18 protein-coding genes and 2 pseudogenes are annotated in these 18236 nt (G+C 69.3%); 8 read left to right on the forward strand and 12 right to left on the reverse strand.

Annotated elements, in window-relative coordinates; genetic code table 11:
* Positions 1 to 111 precede the first annotated feature (111 nt).
* From INQ48_14975 to fliR, 7 genes are read left to right on the forward strand one after another with little or no spacing between them, the layout of a single operon-like run.
* Positions 112 to 651, forward strand: a complete 540-nt coding sequence (locus INQ48_14975) for a flagellar basal body-associated FliL family protein (protein ID QRF60741.1) — start codon at positions 112 to 114, stop codon at positions 649 to 651.
* A gap of 13 nt (positions 652 to 664) precedes the next feature.
* A complete protein-coding gene (fliM, locus tag INQ48_14980) occupies positions 665 to 1651 on the forward strand; it encodes a flagellar motor switch protein FliM (protein ID QRF60430.1) in 987 nt (328 codons plus the stop codon).
* A complete protein-coding gene (gene fliN, locus INQ48_14985) occupies positions 1641 to 2006 on the forward strand; it encodes a flagellar motor switch protein FliN (GenBank protein ID QRF60431.1) in 366 nt (121 codons plus the stop codon). Before fliM ends, fliN begins: the two co-directional genes overlap by 11 nt.
* Before the next feature lie 25 nt (positions 2007 to 2031).
* On the forward strand, positions 2032 to 2328 hold the full coding sequence (locus tag INQ48_14990) for a flagellar biosynthetic protein FliO (GenBank protein ID QRF60432.1): 297 nt from the start codon (positions 2032 to 2034) through the stop codon (positions 2326 to 2328).
* Positions 2309 to 3061 (forward strand): flagellar type III secretion system pore protein FliP, encoded by a 753-nt coding sequence (fliP, locus tag INQ48_14995; GenBank protein ID QRF60433.1) that lies wholly within the window; start codon positions 2309 to 2311, stop codon positions 3059 to 3061. The genes INQ48_14990 and fliP overlap by 20 nt, the downstream gene beginning before the upstream one ends.
* Positions 3058 to 3327, forward strand: a complete 270-nt coding sequence (fliQ, locus tag INQ48_15000) for a flagellar biosynthesis protein FliQ (GenBank protein ID QRF60434.1) — start codon at positions 3058 to 3060, stop codon at positions 3325 to 3327. Before fliP ends, fliQ begins: the two co-directional genes overlap by 4 nt.
* A 19-nt stretch (positions 3328 to 3346) precedes the next feature.
* A complete protein-coding gene (gene fliR / locus INQ48_15005; protein QRF60435.1) occupies positions 3347 to 4117 on the forward strand; it encodes a flagellar biosynthetic protein FliR in 771 nt (256 codons plus the stop codon).
* 1 nt (position 4118) lies between these two features.
* On the opposite strand, the gene INQ48_15010 is transcribed toward fliR, so the two are convergent.
* The 3 genes from INQ48_15010 to INQ48_15020 all read right to left on the reverse strand — a co-directional run bounded on the left by INQ48_15010 (position 4119) and on the right by INQ48_15020 (position 7267).
* Positions 4119 to 4646, reverse strand: a complete 528-nt coding sequence (locus tag INQ48_15010; protein QRF60436.1) for a nucleoside 2-deoxyribosyltransferase — start codon at positions 4644 to 4646, stop codon at positions 4119 to 4121.
* Between the two features lie 128 nt (positions 4647 to 4774).
* The gene (locus INQ48_15015; protein QRF60437.1) at positions 4775 to 6175 is read right to left on the reverse strand and encodes a DUF839 domain-containing protein; all 1401 of its coding nucleotides are present in this window, start codon (positions 6173 to 6175) and stop codon (positions 4775 to 4777) included.
* Between the two features lie 288 nt (positions 6176 to 6463).
* Positions 6464 to 7267, reverse strand: a complete 804-nt coding sequence (locus tag INQ48_15020; protein ID QRF60438.1) for a helix-turn-helix domain-containing protein — start codon at positions 7265 to 7267, stop codon at positions 6464 to 6466.
* 66 nt (positions 7268 to 7333) lie between these two features.
* Between INQ48_15020 and INQ48_15025 the strand changes: the two are divergent.
* Positions 7334 to 7513, forward strand: a pseudogene (locus INQ48_15025) (XRE family transcriptional regulator).
* 409 nt (positions 7514 to 7922) lie between these two features.
* On the opposite strand, the gene INQ48_15030 reads toward INQ48_15025, so the two are convergent.
* The 9 genes and pseudogenes from INQ48_15030 to argA all read right to left on the reverse strand — a co-directional run bounded on the left by INQ48_15030 (position 7923) and on the right by argA (position 18203).
* A complete protein-coding gene (locus INQ48_15030) occupies positions 7923 to 8426 on the reverse strand; it encodes a hypothetical protein (protein QRF60439.1) in 504 nt (167 codons plus the stop codon).
* A gap of 114 nt (positions 8427 to 8540) precedes the next feature.
* Positions 8541 to 10558: pseudogene (locus INQ48_15035) on the reverse strand (ATP-binding cassette domain-containing protein).
* A 160-nt stretch (positions 10559 to 10718) separates the two neighbouring features.
* Positions 10719 to 11591, reverse strand: coding sequence for a 50S ribosomal protein L3 N(5)-glutamine methyltransferase (prmB, locus tag INQ48_15040; GenBank protein QRF60440.1), 873 nt, complete (start codon positions 11589 to 11591; stop codon positions 10719 to 10721).
* Positions 11588 to 12766, reverse strand: a complete 1179-nt coding sequence (gene dapE, locus INQ48_15045; GenBank protein ID QRF60441.1) for a succinyl-diaminopimelate desuccinylase — start codon at positions 12764 to 12766, stop codon at positions 11588 to 11590. The genes prmB and dapE overlap by 4 nt, the downstream gene beginning before the upstream one ends.
* Before the next feature lie 14 nt (positions 12767 to 12780).
* Positions 12781 to 13929, reverse strand: a complete 1149-nt coding sequence (locus INQ48_15050; protein ID QRF60442.1) for a PilT/PilU family type 4a pilus ATPase — start codon at positions 13927 to 13929, stop codon at positions 12781 to 12783.
* 102 nt (positions 13930 to 14031) lie between these two features.
* Positions 14032 to 14865: a 2,3,4,5-tetrahydropyridine-2,6-dicarboxylate N-succinyltransferase gene (gene dapD, locus INQ48_15055; protein QRF60443.1), complete on the reverse strand. Its 834-nt coding sequence runs from the start codon at positions 14863 to 14865 to the stop codon at positions 14032 to 14034.
* A gap of 50 nt (positions 14866 to 14915) precedes the next feature.
* On the reverse strand, positions 14916 to 16142 hold the full coding sequence (locus tag INQ48_15060) for a succinyldiaminopimelate transaminase (GenBank protein QRF60444.1): 1227 nt from the start codon (positions 16140 to 16142) through the stop codon (positions 14916 to 14918).
* 47 nt (positions 16143 to 16189) lie between these two features.
* Positions 16190 to 16825, reverse strand: a complete 636-nt coding sequence (locus INQ48_15065; GenBank protein ID QRF60445.1) for a LysE family translocator — start codon at positions 16823 to 16825, stop codon at positions 16190 to 16192.
* A gap of 31 nt (positions 16826 to 16856) precedes the next feature.
* Positions 16857 to 18203 carry an amino-acid N-acetyltransferase gene (gene argA / locus INQ48_15070; GenBank protein ID QRF60446.1) on the reverse strand — a complete coding sequence of 449 codons (1347 nt, stop codon included), beginning with the start codon at positions 18201 to 18203 and terminating at the stop codon, positions 16857 to 16859.
* Positions 18204 to 18236 lie beyond the last annotated feature (33 nt).

The raw sequence follows: 18236 nt of genomic DNA on the forward strand, positions 1-18236 counted from the left end.
CCCCTTCCCACGGCCCTCGCGATCGAATAATCGACCGCACGAGGATGGCGATGGCCGCCGTCCGTGCCCCGAAGGAAATCCACCGTGTCCGCCAAAGCCGCCGACCCCGCCATGGCCAATGCCGCGCCGCCGCCCAAGGGCAGGATGAAGCTCGTGCTCGGCATCGTCGTCGCCGTGCTGCTGGCCGGCGGCGCGGCCGCGGGCGGCACCTGGTTCTTCCTCCACAAGAACGGCGCCGCTGCGCCGGCCGCCGCCGCCGAGTCGGAGCCCGAGCCCGATGCCAAGCATGCCGACGCCACCTACCTGGCGCTCGAGAACCTGATCGTGAACCTGGCCGACCCGGGCGGCGAGCGCGTGGCCCAGATCGGCATGACGCTCGACGTGAAGGACGAGAAGACCGCCGCGCGCCTGAAGACCTTGATGCCCGTGGTGCGCAGCCGGATGCTGATGCTGGTGTCGCAGCGCACCTCCGAGGAACTGCTCAAGCGTGACGGCAAGGAGAAGCTGGCCGAGGACGTGATGATCGAGGTGACGCGCGTGCTCAACCCCGAATCGGCACGCGGCGACGACGACGAGGCGCCGCGCCGCAGGAAGCCGCGCGCCAACGGCCCGGTGCGCGGCGTGCTGTTCTCCAGCTTCATCGTGCAGTGAGCCCGAAGCGCCCATGAGCAGCAGCGAACAGGACACCGCGGCCGCGCCCGAGGCCGCCCCCGCCGACAGCGCCGAGCGCCTGGCCGACGCGGCCGCGCGCGACTACGACATCACGGCCGGCGAGGAACGGCTGGTGCGCCGCCCCATGCCCACGCTCGACGTGGTGCACGACCGCTTCGCGCGCAACCTGCGCCAGGGCCTGTTCCAGCTCGTGAGCCGCAGCGCCGACATCGCGATCGAGCCGGTGCAGCTGCTGCGCTTCTCCGATTTCCTCGGCGCCTTGCCGCTGCCGTCCAACTTCAACATCGTGGCGATGCCGCCGCTGCGCGGTCGCGCGCTGGTGGTCTGCGAGGCCACGCTGATCTCGGCGCTGGTCGATGCGCTGTACGGCGGCTCGGGCACGGTGCATGCGCCGATCGAGGGGCGCGACTTCTCGCCGACCGAGCAGCGCGTGATCCAGCGCGCGCTCGGCGTGGTCTGCAACGCCTACAACACCGCCTGGCAGGACGTGTACCCGCTCAAGCTGGTGCCCGACCGTTCCGAGACGCACGTGCAGTTCGTCGACGTGGCCGCGCCCGGCGACACGGTGCTGGTCAACCTGATCAAGGTCAGCGTGGCGGGCGTCACCGGCCACATCCACGTGTGCCTGCCCTATGCCTCGCTCGAGCCGATCCGCTCGGTGCTCTACGGCGCGCAGCAGGCGCGCGAGATGGCCGAGGACCGGCGCTGGGTGACCATGCTCACGCGCGAGATCCAGGCCGCCGAGGTCACGCTGGTGGCCGAGCTGGCGCATCCCGAGGTCACGGTGGCGCAGCTCATGAGCATGAAGCCCGGCGACTTCATCCAGTTCGACCGCCTGCCGCAACTGGTGGCCTCGGTCGAGGGCGCTCCCGTCTTCATCTGCCACTACGGCACCCACAACGCGCGCTACGCCTTGCGCATCGACGAATGCCTGCGCGGCGACGACCCGCACTGGCTTGGAGGTTCACATGTCCACTGATCAAGCCACTCCCGACAACGCCGCCGGCGGCTGGGCCGAGGCGCTCGAGGAAGTGCCCGCGGGCGCCGCCGCTTCGGGCGCGGCACCGCTGCAGGACATCCAGCGCGTGCTCGACATCCCGGTGCAGCTCTCGGTGGAGCTGGGCCGCAAGAAGGTGCCGATCAAGCAGATCCTGCAACTGGGCCAGGGCTCGATCGTCGAGCTCGACACGCTCGCGAGCGAGCCGATGGACGTGCTGGTCAACGGCTACCTCGTCGCCCAGGGCGAGGTGGTGGTGGTCAACAACAAGTTCGGCATCCGGCTGACCGACGTGGTCGCGCCGGCCGAGCGGCTGCGCCGGCTCAACCGGGTCTGAGGCGGCTTTCCCTCCGTTCTTCTCCATGACGCAGAGCCTGCTCACCATCGTCGTCTTCATCGGCCTGATCTGCGCCGTGCCTTTCGTGCTGCGCCGCCTGCAGCAGCGCCGCGGGCTCGGCCCGGCCGGCGCGGGCGGTTCCGCCTCGCGCCTGCTGTCGGCGGTGGCGGTCGGGCCGCAGCAGCGCGTGGTGACGGTCGAGGTCGGCCCCGAGGGCGCGCGGACCTGGCTGGTGCTGGGCGTGACGGGCCAGTCGATCACCTGCCTGCACACGCTGCCGGCCGCGTCTTCCGAGGTGCCGCATGCGCAGCTGCCGCGCTAAGGGACTCGCGGCCGTCGCGCTGCTGGCCGCGCCCGCGTTCGCGCTCGCGCAGGAGGCCGGCGGCCAGTTGCCGCTGCTGGTGGGCTCGGGCAGCGGCGGCACCAGCTTCTCGGTGCCGGTGCAGACCTTGCTGTTCTTCACCGCGCTGTCGTTCCTGCCGGCCATCGTGCTGATGATGACGGGCTTCACGCGCATCGTGATCGTGCTGTCGCTGTTGCGCCAGGCGCTGGGCACGCAGTCGGCGCCGCCCAACCAGGTGATCATCGGCCTGTCGCTGTTCCTCACGGTGTTCGTGATGGGCCCCACGCTGGACCGCGTCTACGACGAGGCCTACAAGCCCTACAGCACCAATGCCATCGGCTTCGAGGAGGCGCTCAAGCGCGCCGAGACGCCGATGCGCCAGTTCATGCTCAAGCAGACGCGCCAGAGCGACTTCGCGCTGTTCGCGCGGCTGGCCAAGCTGCCGGCCGATGTCAAGGCCGAGACCGCGCCGATGCGCGTGCTGATCCCGGCCTTCGCCACCAGCGAGCTCAAGTCGGCATTCCAGATCGGCTTCATGATCTTCATTCCGTTCCTGGTGATCGACATCGTGGTCTCGAGCGTGCTGATGTCGCTCGGCATGATGATGCTGTCGCCGGTGCTGGTCGCGCTGCCGTTCAAGCTCATGCTGTTCGTGCTCGCGGACGGCTGGAACCTGCTGATCGGCTCGCTCGCCGCGAGCTTCGCCACATGAACGCGCAGATGGTCCTGACGATGGGGCAGGAGGCGCTGGTCATGCTCCTGACCGTGTCGCTGCCCGTGCTGCTGGTGGTGCTGGTCGTGGGGCTGGTCGTGAGCATCTTCCAGGCCATCACGCAGATCAACGAGGCCACGCTGGCCTTCGTGCCCAAGCTGGTGGCGGCCGTGGCGGTGCTGGCGCTGGCCGGTCCGTGGATGCTCGCCACGCTGGTCGACTACATCCGCCGCGTGATCGAGTCGATTCCGCAGATGGTGCTGTAGCGCGCCTTCCCCGCTTGCCGTGCTGACCTTCACCGAAGCCCAGCTCATGGCCTGGGTCACGCCCGTGCTGTGGCCCTTCCTGCGCGTGCTGGGCGTGTTCACCACGGCACCGGTCTTCTCCTCGCGTGCCTTTCCGGTGCGCGCGCGCATCGGGCTGGCCTTCATGATCGCGCTGTGCGCGCAGGCCACGCTCGACACGCCGCCGATGATCGGCCTCAACGACGCCGCGATGCTCGGCACGCTGGTGCAGCAGGTGGGCATCGGCATGGCGATCGGCTTCTCGGTGCGCATGGTGTTCGCGGCGCTGGAGTTCGCGGGCGAGCTGGTCGGGCTGCAGATGGGGCTGAACTTCGCCTCCTTCTTCGACCCCGTGAGCAGCGGCCAGACCAGCGCCGTGTCGCGCTTCTTCGGCAACATCGCGGTGCTGTTCTTCGTCGTGATCAACGGCCACCTCACGGTGCTGATGGCGGTGATCCGCAGCTTCGAGGCCTTCCCGGTCGGCGGCAGCCTGCTGCAGGCACTGGCGCGCACGCGCATGCACGAGCTGGGCACCGAGCTGTTCGCGAGCGCGATGTGGATCGCGTTGCCGATGATCGGGCTCCTGCTGTTCGTCAACTTCACGCTGGGCATCGTCTCGCGCGTGGCGCCGCAGATGAACATCTACGCCATCGGCTTCCCGGTCACGCTGACCGCGGGCCTGGCCGGCATCGCGCTGGTGCTGCCGATGATGGAGCAGCCGCTGCTCGCGCTGATGGAGCGCATGATCACGACCGCCGCGGGCGGCCGCTGAGTCAGCCCAGGCGCTGCTGCAGCAGGTCGAGCGCTTCCTCGGCCGTGCGCGCGATGCGGATCGAGCAGGCCAGCATCAGGTTGAGCGGCAGCTCGAAGCCCTCGACCGCCATGCCGTTCGCGTCGCGCAAGGTGCCGTCGCCATCGCGCCGCGTGGGCAACGCCGTTTCGACGCGCGCCGCATAGCTGCCCTCGGGAATGCCATAGCCCACCACCGGCAGGCCCAGCGCGATCGCCACCCCGACCTCGAACACCGTGCCCGAATCGGGCTCGGTGCCGCGAAAAGGCGACAGGTCCGCGATCACGCCCGAGGCGCGGCGCAGCAGCGCCATGTTGGTGTCGTAGATCGCCTGCGCCACCTCGGCCGGCGGTGTGGCCGGCCCGCTCGCGTCCTCGGCCGGCGGCAGCGCCTCGAGGCCGCGCGCCGCGCAGGCCTTGACCAGGCGCTGCAGGCGCGCCGTGGCATCGACGCGAAAGACATCGGGGCCGGCGAGGTAGACGCGCCGCACGCGGTCGGAAGGAGCGTTCATGCGACGAGTATGCGGCGGCGGGGCATGCGCGTGCGTAGGGCGATGCGCATTGGCATGCCGACGCGGGCGAAAAAAAGCCCGGACGAACCGGGCAAAGTCTGCTCGCAGGAATGGCGTGCCGTGCCGCTCTACTTCGCGGGCGAAGGCAGCGTGATCTCGAAGGTGATGCCGCCGGTGCTCGAGCCGCTGGTGCCGCGCTGCGAGCTGAAGTACAGGCGCGTGCCGTCGGGCGAGAGGGCGGGGCCGGTGACTTCGCTGTCGTCGTGGCCCTCGAGGCGCATCAGGGGCTGGGAGGTGCCGGCCTCGATGCGCAGCACGCCGATCTCGAGGTTGCCCGCGTCCTCGGCCACGAGGATGTCGCCGAGCGCCGAGATCGTCAGGTTGTCGGGCTCGTCGATCGAGTGCGTGGCCGGGTTCTTGTCCTTGCCGTCGTAGATCACCTCGAGCGTCTGGTTCAGCGTGTCGTAGGCCCAGATGCGGGCATTGAACGAGGTCACGAAATAGACGATGCCGTTGAAGAACCAGATGCCCTCGGCCTTGGTGAAGATGGCGCCGGGCGGCGTGAGGCCGCCGGTGCGCATGGCGCTGCGCACGCCGGCCTGCGCCTTCTCGGGATTGATCACGTCGAGCCATTCCACGGGCTGGGGCGTGCCGTAGTCCTTGAGCTTGGCGTAGTCGGGCGCGGCGAGGTCCACGTCGTTCACGATGCCCTTGACCTTGAGCACCTCGAGCCGGCCGCTCTTCATCGCGGGACGGGCCGCGCCTTCGGGCCAGTCGCTGGCGTCGCAGACGAAGCGATACACACGGCCGCCCGATGCGTCCTCGGTCAGGTAGAGCGTCTTGTGGACCGGGTCAACGCAGACCGCCTCGTGCGCATAGAGACCGAGCGCGGGCAGGCTGGGCGCGCTGTTGGCGTCGACCCAGGGCTTGGCGGGATCGCACTCCCACACCATGCCGCTCGAATGCTCCTCGCACGAGAGCCAGGTGCCCCAGGGCGTGGGGCCGCCGGCGCAGTTGGTCGAGGTGTTCCTGAGCACCGCGTAGGAATCGACGACCACGCCGTTCCTGTCGAAGCGCAGCGCGCCGACGCCGCCGTTCTTGCTGCCGACCTCCGAGTTGCTCAGGTAGATCCAGCCGCCATCGGGGCCGGGGTAGACCGCGCCGCCATCGGGCGCGGCATGCCAGGCATAGCTGCCCGCGGCCGCGGTGCCCGAGCGCGCGACGATGCGCGAGCTGAAGCCCTTGGGCAGCCTCACGCCGTTGACGTCGGGCGCCTGCAACTCGGAGAACTCGGCGAACGGGCTCTTCTTCACGGGCGGCGCCGGGGGCGGCGGCGCGGGCGGCTCGCCCGCGGGTGGCGGGCTCGGCGGCAGGGCGCCGATCGGCGGGAAGGCCACGCCGTCGCCACCGCCGCCGCAGGCGGCGAGGAAGGCGGGCAGCGTGACCGCACCGGCGGTGGCGAAGCTCTGGCGCAGGAAGGCGCGGCGCTGGGGCAGGTCGAGGGGAATCGTGGGGAAGGCTTTTGTCATGTTCCGTGCATCGTGAAGTCAGGTCGCGGTCAGGGAAGACCGGGCGCGATTCTTCGGCGGTGCGATGGCAGAACGATGACGCCGGACGCGGGGCGTCGCGGAAAAAAAACAGCCCGCACGAGGCGGGCTGGAAGGTGACCTGCGGAGGAGGGAGGATCAGAGGTACAGGTCACAGGGAGAGCCCTTAATGTGCTCTGCGAACCTGCATGCAACCTGACCTCGCGCCCCGTTTCGCATTCCTGGAGGATTGCTCATCCTGGGCTCATTCTTCGGAAGCCGGCCCTCGATTCAGTCCTCGTCTTCCCACTTGCCGATGATCGTGCCCAGCACGGTGAACGCGAGCCGGATCGGTTCGTGCGCGGGATTGAGCGGCTGCAGCCAGCGCCGTCCGTCCTCCTGCTTGAAGGCCTTGAAGGTGACCTCGCCGCTGGCATCGAGCCTGGCGATGATGCGTTCGCCATCCATGGGCTGCACGCGCTGCGGGTCGACGAAGATGATCGCGTCGACGGGGTAGCTCTTCAGGTGGCCGCTGGGCGCGGTCATGCTGTCGCCGCGCACGCGCAGCGCATAGGCGAGTTCGCTGTGGCGGCTCACGCAGGGAATCCACATCTCGGCGGGCACCGGTTGCGGCGGCGGCGCGGGTGGCAGCATGCCCTTGCGCAGTTCGCGCACGTTCAGCGGCAGCGGCGGCGGGGCCGGCGGTGGCGGTTCGGGGATGGTGGGGCCGGTCCAGGTGGCGGCCTGTTCCCAGCTGATCAGCGGCACGGTACCGGGCGTGCCGGGGCGGTAGAAGGGGATCGGCGGCGGCACGCGCGTCACGCGGTACGGGCCGTCGCGCTCGCCCGTGATGTCGGCCGAGCGCGGCAGTGCGGCTTCCTCCCAGGGGGCGCGCCCCTCGCCCGTGACCAGCCAGATCGGATCGCAGCGGTAGGCGCGCGCGAGCTGCACCAGGCCCGAGGGCCGCACCGTTTCTCCGCGTTCGATCTTCGAGATGTCGGATTGCCGCACGCCCGAGTGCTCCTCGGCCTGCCGCTGCGTCAGTTTGGCGTATTTGCGAGCCGCCAGCGCCCGTGCCGCAAGGGGATCTTCCATGGGCGCGAATTTAAGCGTGAAGGAATATTCACTCTCAACTTTAGAATGGGCGAAAGGGAGTCAGCCATGAAGCCTCAAGAGCTCGTACTGGCGCTGCGCGCCATGGGACTTACGCAGAAGCAGATCCAGAAACGGACCGGCATTCCGCAACCGACCATCAGCAAGATCGGGCGCTACGGCGAGCGCGACGTGATGCTGCGCACCTACGACGCGCTGCTCGCCGCCTACGAGCAGCAGCTCAAGGAAGGGCCGGTGGCGCCGGGGCCAGGCAGGGGCCGGCCATTGTCGCGCGTCACGCCGGCCGAGCCCGCGATTTCCGAACCGGCACCGGTGACGCCGGCCCCCGCGCCCGCACCGGTGGCGGCCAGGACCGGCAGCTCGTCGCGCCGCCGGCCCGCGCCGGCCCCGGTGGTGTTGCGACCCTTTCCGCGCGGCCCGCTGCCCTGGCCCGCGATGCACCGCGATTGAGCCATGCACCGCGGCGTCGCGCCGGGCCTCGAGTTCGAGGGCGTGTTGCGGGGACTGCTGATGCTGGTGTCGGTCGCCGTGATCTGCTTGGGCTGGCAGGCCGGCGATGTGCTGGCATTCGGCCTCGGCGGCTTCGGCCTGGCGCTCGGCGTGGCCCTGGCGCTGGCCGCGCCCGACCGCGAATCGCTCAGGCGGACGCGGGCGCTTCGGCGGGCGGCAGCGCGAGCACGGTGCACACGCGCACGCAATCCTTGATGTGCTGTTCGCCCAGCGCGCGCAGCGCCGCATAGCCGAGGGCGGCCGACACCACCTGGCCGGCGATCGGCACGTACTTGGTGGCCTGCTTGGCCGTGAGCCGCATGCCCGCATGGCGCGCGAGCTTGATCAGCAGCTTGCGCGTGACCAGCCGGCCGACCAGCAGCGCGCCGACGGTGGTGGCGACCTTCTGCACGCGCTCGCGCTGGTGCGTGCCCAGGCGATCGATCTGCGTCACCGAGAGCCCGAATTCGGCGCTGATCTGCGGCACGAGCCGCGAGAGCAGGGCGGCATCGGCCATCCAGTCCACACCGGGCAACGGCACCGCGCTGGCGGCCGCGGCGATCAGCGCCTTGCGCCCGAGCAGGCGCCGGCTGCGCTGGATGGCGGCGATCAGCTTCTCGTCGCCCTGGGCCAGTTCGATGGCGGATGGCATGCGGTGCACCTCCCGGGTGGTCGTCGGATGGATGGGGATCTTCCGATAGATGGTCCGCCCGGGCGGTGGTTCAAGGCCCGAAGGCGTTACAGGCGGTTCGGGGTATCAGGCCCGTCACGCGCTCAGGGCTTCGAGCTGGTCCGACAGCGCGAGCCAGCGTTCCTCGAGCTGGCCGATCTCGTCGTTGAGCGCCTTGAGCCGCTTGCCGGCCTCGGCGATCTCGGCCGGCGGCAGCGGCTCGGCCAGCCGGGCCTCGAGCGCCGTGCGCTCGCTGCCGGCCGCGGCCATGCGCTCGTCGATCTTCGTGAGCTCGCGCTTCAGCGGCTTGGCCTGCTCGCTGCGCTGCTGGCGCTCCTGGGCGTCCTGCTTGCGCTGCTGCGGGTTGCGCGACGCGGCCGCGGCGCCGCCACGGGCGCCGGCGCGGGCGCTGCGACCGGCGCTGGCGCCGGGGCCGCGGCGGCGGCCGCGTTCGCCACCTTGGCCTCCTCGCGCAGCCGCTTGGCCTCGTCGAGCAGGTAGCGCTGGTAGTCGTCGAGGTCGCCGTCGAAGTCGCCGACCACGCCGCGGCCCACGAGCCAGAACTCGTCGCAGACCGAGCGCAACAGCGCGCGGTCGTGGCTCACGAGCATCAGCGTGCCTTCGAACTCGTTGAGCGCCACGGCCAGGGCCTCGCGCGTGGCGAGGTCCAGGTGGTTGGTGGGCTCGTCGAGCAGCAGCAGGTTGGGCCGCTGCCAGACCATCATCGCGAGCACCAGCCGCGCCTTCTCGCCACCACTCATGGTGCCCACGGGCTGCTTCACCATGTCGCCGCTGAAGTTGAAGCTGCCGAGGTAGCCGCGCAGCGCCTGTTCGCCGGTGGCCTCCTTCACGCTGCTGCCGAGCTCGCGCGCCATGCGCACCATGTGCTCGAGCGGGTTGCTCTCGGGGTGCAGCACGTCGAGTTCCTGCTGCGCGAAGTAGCCGATGTTCAGGCCCTTGCCCTCGGTGACCTGGCCGGCCAGCGCGCCCATCTCGCGCGCGATGGTCTTCACCAGCGTCGACTTGCCCTGGCCGTTGGCGCCCAGGATGCCGATGCGCTGGCCCGCGAGCACCGAGCGGTTGACGCCGCGCAGGATGGTCTTGGGTTCCTCGTTCTCTATCTCGTAGCCGAAGCTCGCGTTGCTGATCGACAGCATCGGGTTCGGGATGTTGCCCGGCTCCTTGAACTCGAAGCTGAAGTCGGCCTCGGCCAGCAGCGGCGCCACGCGCTCCATGCGCTCGAGCGCCTTCACGCGGCTCTGGGCCTGCTTGGCCTTGCTGGCCTTGGCCTTGAAGCGGTCGATGAACTTCTGCAGATGGGCGATCTTGTCCTGCTGCTTGACGAAGGCCTGCTGCTGCTGCTCCATCTGCAGCGCGCGCATGTCCTCGAACTTGCTGTAGTTGCCGCCGTAGCGCGTGAGCTGGGCATTGGCGATGTGCAGGGTCACGTCGGTCACGGCGTCGAGGAACTCGCGGTCGTGGCTGATGACGATCATGGTGCCCGCGTAGCGCTGCAGCCAGGCTTCGAGCCAGACCAGGGCGTCGAGGTCCAGGTGGTTGGTGGGTTCGTCGAGCAGCAGCAGGTCGCTCGGGCACATGAGCGCGCGCGCGAGCTGCAGCCGCATGCGCCAGCCGCCCGAGAAGCTGTTGACCGGCGCGTCGAGTTCGTGCGCCTTGAAGCCCAGGCCCAGGATCAGCGCCTGCGCGCGCGGCACGGCATCGTGCTCGCCGGCATCGGCCAGGTCGGTGTAGGCATGGGCCAGCTCCATCCCGATGTCGGCGTCGTCGGGGCTCGCGGTGTAGGCGGCCTCGATGGCGGCCAGCGCTTCGCGCAGCTCGGTCAGGCGGGTGTCGCCGCCCACCACGAAGTCGGTGGCCGACTCCTCGGTCTCGGGCATGTTCTGCGCGACCTGCGCCATGCGCCATTGCTTGGGCACGGAGAAATCGCCGCCGTCCTCGTGCAGGGTGCCGTTGAGCAATGCGAACAGGGTGGACTTGCCCGCGCCGTTGCGGCCCACCAGGCCGACCTTCTCGCCGGGGTTGAGGGTGACGGTGGCGCCGTCGAGCAGGACCTTGGCGCTGCGGCGAAGAATGACGTTCTTGAGAGTGATCATGAAATGGAGCCCAACCTCGGATTATCCGAGTTGGGCCGAAAGGGGGACGGAATACGGGTACCGGACGCAGAGGACGCGAAGATTTCGCGAAGGTCGCAAAAAAGAAATTTCCTGGTTTCTTTCGCGTCCTTCGCGAAATCTTCGCGTTCTTCGCGTCCGGTCAGCCCGCTTTCAACAGCGCCTCGCGCGTGACCAGCAGCACCTGGTCGTCGCCGGCCGAGGTTTCGAGCCACACCACCTCGAGCTGCGGAAACGCCGCCTCGAAATGCTCGCGCTCGTTGCCGATCTCGAGCACCAGCACGGCGCGCTCGCTCATGCGCGCGGGCGCGTCGGCGAACAGGCGGCGCACGAAATCCATGCCGTCGGCGCCGCCGGCCAGAGCCAGTTCGGGCTCGGCGCGGTATTCGGCGGGCAGGGCGGCCATGCTCCGGCTGTTGACGTAGGGCGGGTTGCACAGCACCAGGTCGTAGGGGCCGGGCGTGGCCGCGAGGCCGTCGGACTCGATCAGCATCACGCGCGCATCGAGCGCGTGGCGCGTGACGTTGATCGCCGCCACCTCGAGCGCGGCCACCGACAGGTCGGCCGCGTCCACCGTCACCTCGGGATAGGTCAGCGCCGCGAGCACCGCGAGGCTGCCGTTGCCGGTGCACAGGTCGAGCACGCGCTGCGTGTGCTCGCCGAGCCAGTAGTCGATGGAGCCGTCGGCGATCAGCTCGGCGATGAAGCTGCGCGGCACGATGGCGCGCTCGTCGACATAGAAGGACACGCCCTGCAGCCAAGCTTCCTTCGTGAGGTAGGCGGCGGGCTTGCGGCTCGCGATGCGCTCGGCGATCAGTGCCTCGACCTTGGCCGCGTCGGCCGGCGCCACCGGCGTGTCGGCCACGGCGTCGAGCTCGTCGAGCGGCAGCTTGAGGCGCCACAGCACCAGCCAGGCCGCTTCGTCGAAGGCGTTGGCCGTGCCATGGCCGAAGGCCACGCCGGCCTGCTCCAACTGCTCGGCGCCCGCTTCGATTAGCGCGATGACGGTCTTCATGCCGCGAGGGCAGCGTCGAGCTGCTTCAGGGTGCGCAGGTAGATGTTCTTCAGCGTCTCGATCTCGGCCACGTCGATGTGCTCGTCGATCTTGTGGATGCTGGCATTCACCGGGCCGAGCTCGACCACTTGCGGGCAGACCTTGGCGATGAAGCGCGCGTCGCTGGTGCCGCCGCTGGTCGACAGCTCGGTCTCGATGCCGGTCTCGTCGCGGATCGCGCCCTGCACGGCCGCGACCAGTTCGCCCGGCGTGGTCAGGAAGGGCAGGCCGCCGACGGTCCAGGCCAGCGTGCAGTCGACGCCATGCGCATCGAGCACGGCCTGCACGCGCTGCTGCAGCGCCTGCGGCGTGGACTCGGTCGAGAAGCGGAAATTGAAGTCGATGACCGCGCTGCCCGGGATCACGTTGCTCGCGCCGGTGCCCGCGTGGAAGTTGCTGATCTGCCAGCTCGTGGGCTGGAACCAGGCGTTGCCGGCGTCCCAGCCGCCGGCCGCGTTGATCGCGACCAGCTCGGCCAGCGCGGGCGCCACCGCATGCACCGGGTTCTTCGCGAGGTGCGGGTAGGCGATGTGGCCTTGCACGCCCTTGACCGTCAGCTTGCCGCTCATGGTGCCGCGGCGGCCGTTCTTGATCATGTCGCCGCAGCGCTGGACGGCCGTGGGCTCGCCGACGATGCAGTAGTCGAGCTTCTCGCCGCGCGCGGCCAGCGCGTTGCACACGACCACGGTGCCGTCGACGCCCGGGCCTTCCTCGTCGCTGGTCAGCAGCAGCGCCAGCGTCAGGCGCGGATCGGGCACGGCCTGCAGGAACTCCTCGATCGAGACCACGAAGGCGGCCACCGAGGTCTTCATGTCGCAGGCGCCGCGGCCGTAGAGCTTGCCGTCGCGGTGGGCGGGGGTGAACGGGTGGCTGGTCCACTGCTCGACGGGGCCGGTGGGCACCACGTCGGTGTGGCCCGCGAACACCAGCGTCTTCGTGGCGGCCGAGGCGTCGACCGGGCGGCGCACCGCCCACAGGTTGGTGACCCGGAAATCCGCCGGACCGCTCTCGATGGTCTCGAGCACGAAGCCCAGCCGCGCGAGCCGCTCGCCCAGGATCTGTTGGCAGCCCGCGTCGTCGGGGGTGACGGAAGGGCGCGAGATCAGTTGTTCGGCGAGCTGGAGCGTGCGGGACATCGGGTGGGCGGTTCTCAGAATTTCACGTCGAGCGTGATGTCGGTGAAGGTCGGTTCGTCGAGCTGGTCGGTCAGGTGCCGCTCGTCGACCTGGGACTTAGGCGCCTGGCGGTTCTGCAGGCGCCACATGAGGTTGGTGGGCGAATCGGCATGCGCCAGCCCTTCCTCGCGGGTGATGCGTTCCTCGATCACGAGGCGCGCGATGTCTTCCTCGAAGGTCTGCGAGCCTTCGGCCATGGATTGCTCCATCGCTTCCTTGACGCCCGAGAAGTCGCCCTTCTCGATCAGCTCGGCCACCAGCGCGGTGTTGAGCATGACCTCGAGCGCCGGCACGCGCGCGCCCTGGGGCGTGCGCAGCAGCCGCTGCGAGACGATGGCGCGCAGCGCCGAGCCCAGGTCGCCCAGCAGCGTGGGGCGCACCTCGACCGGGAAGAAGCTCAGCACGCGGTTGAGCGCGCGGTAGCTGTTGTTGGCATGCAGCGTGGCCACGCACAGGTGGCCCGACTGCGCATAGGCGATGGCCGCGGTCATGGTCTCGCGGTCGCGGATCTCGCCGATCTGGATCACGTCGGGCGCCTGGCGCAGCGCGTTCTTCAGCGCCGTCTGCAGCGACTGCGTGTCGCTGCCCACCTCGCGCTGGTTCACCAGCGAGCGCTTGTTGGTGTAGGTGAACTCGATCGGTTCCTCCACCGTGAGGATGTGGCCGCTGGCGTGCTCGTTGCGGTAGTCGAGCATCGACGCCAGCGTGGTGGTCTTGCCGGCGCCGGTGGCGCCCACCATCAGGATCAGCCCGCGCTTCTCCATGATGAGCGTCTTCAGGATGTCGGGCAGGTTGAGCTCGTCGAAGCCCGGGATGACCGAGGCGATGTGCCGCACCACCACCGCGTAGGTGCCGCGCTGGCGCATCGCGCTGATGCGGAAGTTGCCCGCGCCCTCGATGGCCACCGCCATGTTGAGCTCGCCGTTGGCCTCGAGCTCCTGGATGCGCGCGGGCGGCACCACCTCGGACAGCAGCGCGAGCGGCGCGGCCGGCGGCAGCACCTGCGTATTGATCGGCACGCACACGCCGTTGATGCGGATCTGCACCGGGGAGTGCGCCGACAGGTAGATGTCGGAGGCCTTGCGCTCGGCCATCAACCGAAGAATTCGCTCCATCATGTTCATCGTCGCTCTCCTTCTCCTCGGTCGTTCGGCGGTGCCGTCGTGGCGCTCTGGTGGAACGGAAAAAAAGGCGGCCCCCTCAGGCCGCCCGGATCGATCGTCGGATCAGTCGCGCAGCAGGTCGTTGAGGCTGGTCTTCGAACGCGTCTGCGCGTCGACCGTCTTCACGATGATCGCGGCGTAGGTGCTGTAGTCCTGGCCCGTCTTGGTCTTCTTGGGCAGGTTGCCGCTGATCACCACGCTGCCGCTGGGCACGCGGCCGTACGAGATCTCGCCGGTGTCGCGGTTGAAGATCGGGGTGCTCTGGCCGATGTAGACGCCCATGCCGAGCACCGAGTTCTCTTCCACGATCACGCCTTCGACCACTTCGGAGCGCGCGCCGATGAAGCAGTTGTCCTCGATGATGGTCGGGTTGGCCTGCAGGGGTTCGAGCACGCCGCCCAGGCCCACGCCGCCCGACAGGTGCACGTTGGCGCCGACCTGCGCGCACGAGCCCACGGTGGCCCAGGTGTCGACCATGGTGCCTTCGCCCACGTAGGCGCCGATGTTCACGTACGAGGGCATCAGGATCGCGCCCTTGGCGATGAAGCTGCCGCGGCGGGCCACGGCCGGCGGCACGATGCGCACGCCCGAATCCTTGAGTTCGCTGGCCGACAGGTGCGAGAACTTGGTCGGCACCTTGTCGTAGAAGCCGAGCGAGCCGGCCTGGATCTGCTCGTTGTCCTTGAGGCGGAACGACAGCAGCACGGCCTTCTTGATCCACTGGTGCACCGTCCACTGGCCCACGCCCTCGCGCGTGGCCACGCGCAGCTTGCCGTTGTTGAGTTCGACGATCACGTGCTCGACGGCATCGCGCACCTCGGCCGAGGAGGCGCTGACGGAGATGTTGGCGCGGTCTTCCCACGCGGCGTCGATGATTTGTTGCAGTTGCTGGGTCATGAGGACTCTCGGATGAAGAAGCGAAAAAATCGGAGGCGGGGAGGGAAGGATCAGCGGCCGCCCTGCACGAAGCGCACGATGCGCTCGGCCGCCTCGACGCACTCGGCGGTCTCTGCCACCAGCGCCATGCGGATGCGGCCCTTGCCCGGATTGACGGGGGCGCCGCCCTGAGGGCCGTGCGTGTCGCGTGCCAGATAGCTCCCCGGCAAAACCGTGACATTGTATTGAGCGTGGAGGGCGCGGGCGAAGCCTTCGTCGTCGCCGGCCCACACTTCGGGCACGCCGGCCCAGAGGTAGAAGCTGGCGTCGGGCAGGCGCACGTCGAGCACCGGCTCGAGCAGCGGCGTGACGGCCGCGAACTTGGCGCGGTACATCTCGCGGTTGCGCACCACGTGCTCCTCGTCGCCCCAGGCGGCGATGCTGGCCGCGGCCACGACGCCGCTCATGGCGCTGCCGTGGTAGGTGCGGTAGAGCAGGAATTTCTTGATGATGTCCGCGTCGCCCGCGACGAAGCCGCTGCGCAGGCCCGGCACGTTGCTGCGCTTGGACAGCGAGGTCAGCGCGATCAGGTTCTTGAAGTCGCCGCGGCCGAGCCTGGCCGCCGCCTCCAGCCCGCCGAGCGGCGGCTCGTCGCGGAAGTAGATCTCGCTGTAGCACTCGTCGGCGGCGATCACGAAACCATGGCGCTCCGAGAGTTCGAACAGCTTGCGCCATTCGTCGAGCGGCATCACGGCGCCCGTGGGGTTGCCGGGCGAGCAGACGAAGACCAGCTGGGTGCGCTGCCAGATCGCTTCGGGCACGCTGTCCCAGTCGACCGCGAAGTTGCGCGCGGGCACGCTGGGCGCGTAGTAGGGCTCGGCGCCCGAGAGGAAGGCCGCGCCCTCGTAGATTTGGTAGAACGGGTTGGGCGAGATCACGACCGGCGGATGAGACGTGTCGCTGGCGTCGATCACGGTCTGGGCCAGCGAAAACAGCGCCTCGCGCGAGCCGTTGACCGGCAGCACCTGGGTGGCCGGATCGAGCGTCAGGTCGTAGCGCTTTTGGAGCCAGTCGGTGAAGGAGGTGCGCAGCTTCAGGTCGCCGGCGGTGGCGGGGTAGGCGGCCAATGCGCCGAGGCCCGCGCTCAGGGCCTCTTTGATGAATTCGGGTGTCGCGTGCTTGGGTTCGCCGATGCCGAGGCTGATGGGCTTCAGGTCGGGGTTCGGCGTGACGCCGGCGAACAGCTGCTTCAGCCGTTCGAAGGGATAGGGCTGGAGCCTGGAAAGCAGGGGATTCATGGGGCGAGATTATCGGCGACACGGGCCGCCGCCGCCCCGGCGCGGGCTCAGGGCGTGGCGCGGCGGTAGAAGGCCAGCGAGCCGGCCAGCGCCAGCAGCATCGCGCCGCAGGTGCGGTCGATCCAGCGCGCGGCGCGCGCGGTCAGCAGCTGCATCGCCTTGGCGCCGACGAAGGCATAGACCAGCATCACGGCCATGTCGAGGCCCGCGAACAGCACCGCGATGATCGCGTACTGCACGCCCTGCGACGCGGCGGGATCGATGAACTGTGGCAGCAGCGCCGAGCAGAACAGGTAGCCCTTGGGATTGGTCACCGCGACCAGGAAGGACTTGAAGAAGACCTGGCGGCCGCTGCCCGGCGCGGCGGCCGCGCCCTCGGCGGGCCGCTCGAAGCTGCCGCCCTGCGAGCGCAGCATGCGGATGCCGAGCCAGGCGAGGTAGGCCGCGCCCACCCACTTGAGCATCGAGAACCAGAATTCCGAGGCCGCCAGCAGCGCGCCCAGGCCCAGCGCCACCGCGCCCACCAGCACGAAGTCCGACAGCATCGCGCCGAACATGCCCGGCAGCGCGCCGCGCACGCCGCGGCGCGAGCCGTTGCTCAGCGCCAGCAGCACGGTGGGGCCGGGCGTGGCGATGGCGGCCAGGGCCACGATGGAGAACAGCAGGGCGGTGGTGAGCGTCATGGCTTCTCGCGGGCGGAAACGATGGAACGGACTAGATCTTCTTCACCAGCACCTGGCTCTTGCGGTCCCAGTTGTACTTGCGCTTGCGCGCCTCGGGCAGCCAGTCGGGGTTGACCTGCTGGAAGCCGCGCTTGAGGAACCAGTGCATGGTGCGGGTGGTGAGCACGAACAGGCTCTCGATGCCCATGGCCTTGGCGCGGTGCTCGATGTGCTTGAGGATGCGTTCGCCGTCGCCCTGGGCCTGCGACTGCGGCGAGACGGTGAGGGCGGCCATCTCGGCGGTCTTGGCCTCGGGATAGGGATAGAGCGCGGCGCAGCCGAAGATCACGCCGTCGTGCTCGACCACCGTGTACTGGTGGATGTCGCGCTCGATCTCGGTGCGGTCGCGCTTGACCAGCGTGCCGTCGCGCTCGAAGGGCTCGATCAGTTGCAGGATGCCGCCGATGTCGTCCACGGTCGCCTCGCGCAGGCTCTCGAGCTTCTCGTCGATCACCATGGTGCCCACGCCGTCGTGCACGTAGACCTCGAGCAGCAGCGAGCCGTCGAGCGCGAACGGCAGGATGTGGTTGCGCTCCACGCCGGCCTTGCAGGCCTTCACGCAGTGCTGCAGATAGAAGGCGGTGTCGGTGGGCTTCTGCGGCGGCGGCAGCGAGGCCAGCAGCTTCTCGGCGGCGTCCAGCGGCAGCTCGGTGTCGATCGGGTTGTCCTCGCTCTCGGGCAGCTCGCTGTCGATGCGGATGCCGGGAATCTCGGTCAGGAAGATCAGCTTGTCGGCCTGCAGCGAGATCGCCACGCTGGTGGCCACGTCTTCCATCGTGAGGTTGAAGGCCTCGCCGGTGGGCGAGAAGCCGAACGGCGAGATCAGCACCATGGCGCCGAAATCGAGCGTGCGGCGGATGCTGGTGGAGTCGACCTTGCGCACCAGCCCCGAATGCTTGAAGTCCACGCCGTCGACCACGCCCACGGGCCGCGCGGTGATGAAGTTGCCCGAGATCACGCGCACCGTCGAGCCCGCCATCGGCGTGTTCGGCAGGCCCTGGCTGAACGCGGCCTCGATCTCGTAGCGCAGCTGGCCCGCGGCTTCCTGGGCCGAGTCGAGCGCCACCGCGTCGGTGATGCGGATGCCGTGCGAGTACTTCGCCTCGTGGCCCTTGGCGGCGAGCTGCTCGTTCACCTGCGGGCGGAAGCCGTGCACCAGCACGATCTTCACGCCCATGCTCTGGATCAGGGCCAGGTCCTGCGCGATGTTCTGAAGCTTGCCGGCCGCGATCGCCTCGCCCGCGAGCCCGACCACGAAGGTCTTGCCCCGGTGCGTGTGGATGTAGGGCGCCACGGAACGGAACCAGGGCACGAAAGTGAAATTGAAGACGGTCGACATGGGGCGTGATTGTGCATTCTTGGACGCGTTTTG

The organism is Variovorax paradoxus, assembly GCA_016806145.1.
GTDB lineage: Bacteria > Pseudomonadota > Gammaproteobacteria > Burkholderiales > Burkholderiaceae_C > Variovorax.

What these genes read in the sequence shown, in the direction of transcription:
- INQ48_15015 (QRF60437.1), bottom strand. Translation starts at nt 6,175, where the DNA reads ATGACAAAAGCCTTCCCCACGATTCCCCTCGACCTGCCCCAGCGCCGC.
- argA (QRF60446.1), bottom strand. Translation starts at nt 18,203, where the DNA reads ATGTCGACCGTCTTCAATTTCACTTTCGTGCCCTGGTTCCGTTCCGTG.
- fliP (QRF60433.1), top strand. Translation starts at nt 2,309, where the DNA reads ATGCGCAGCTGCCGCGCTAAGGGACTCGCGGCCGTCGCGCTGCTGGCC.
- INQ48_15020 (QRF60438.1), bottom strand. Translation starts at nt 7,267, where the DNA reads ATGGAAGATCCCCTTGCGGCACGGGCGCTGGCGGCTCGCAAATACGCC.
- INQ48_15010 (QRF60436.1), bottom strand. Translation starts at nt 4,646, where the DNA reads ATGAACGCTCCTTCCGACCGCGTGCGGCGCGTCTACCTCGCCGGCCCC.
- INQ48_14990 (QRF60432.1), top strand. Translation starts at nt 2,032, where the DNA reads ATGACGCAGAGCCTGCTCACCATCGTCGTCTTCATCGGCCTGATCTGC.
- INQ48_15065 (QRF60445.1), bottom strand. Translation starts at nt 16,825, where the DNA reads ATGACGCTCACCACCGCCCTGCTGTTCTCCATCGTGGCCCTGGCCGCC.
- fliQ (QRF60434.1), top strand. Translation starts at nt 3,058, where the DNA reads ATGAACGCGCAGATGGTCCTGACGATGGGGCAGGAGGCGCTGGTCATG.
- INQ48_15060 (QRF60444.1), bottom strand. Translation starts at nt 16,142, where the DNA reads ATGAATCCCCTGCTTTCCAGGCTCCAGCCCTATCCCTTCGAACGGCTG.
- INQ48_15030 (QRF60439.1), bottom strand. Translation starts at nt 8,426, where the DNA reads ATGCCATCCGCCATCGAACTGGCCCAGGGCGACGAGAAGCTGATCGCC.
- dapD (QRF60443.1), bottom strand. Translation starts at nt 14,865, where the DNA reads ATGACCCAGCAACTGCAACAAATCATCGACGCCGCGTGGGAAGACCGC.
- fliM (QRF60430.1), top strand. Translation starts at nt 665, where the DNA reads ATGAGCAGCAGCGAACAGGACACCGCGGCCGCGCCCGAGGCCGCCCCC.
- dapE (QRF60441.1), bottom strand. Translation starts at nt 12,766, where the DNA reads ATGTCCCGCACGCTCCAGCTCGCCGAACAACTGATCTCGCGCCCTTCC.
- prmB (QRF60440.1), bottom strand. Translation starts at nt 11,591, where the DNA reads ATGAAGACCGTCATCGCGCTAATCGAAGCGGGCGCCGAGCAGTTGGAG.
- INQ48_15050 (QRF60442.1), bottom strand. Translation starts at nt 13,929, where the DNA reads ATGAACATGATGGAGCGAATTCTTCGGTTGATGGCCGAGCGCAAGGCC.
- INQ48_14975 (QRF60741.1), top strand. Translation starts at nt 112, where the DNA reads ATGGCCAATGCCGCGCCGCCGCCCAAGGGCAGGATGAAGCTCGTGCTC.
- fliN (QRF60431.1), top strand. Translation starts at nt 1,641, where the DNA reads ATGTCCACTGATCAAGCCACTCCCGACAACGCCGCCGGCGGCTGGGCC.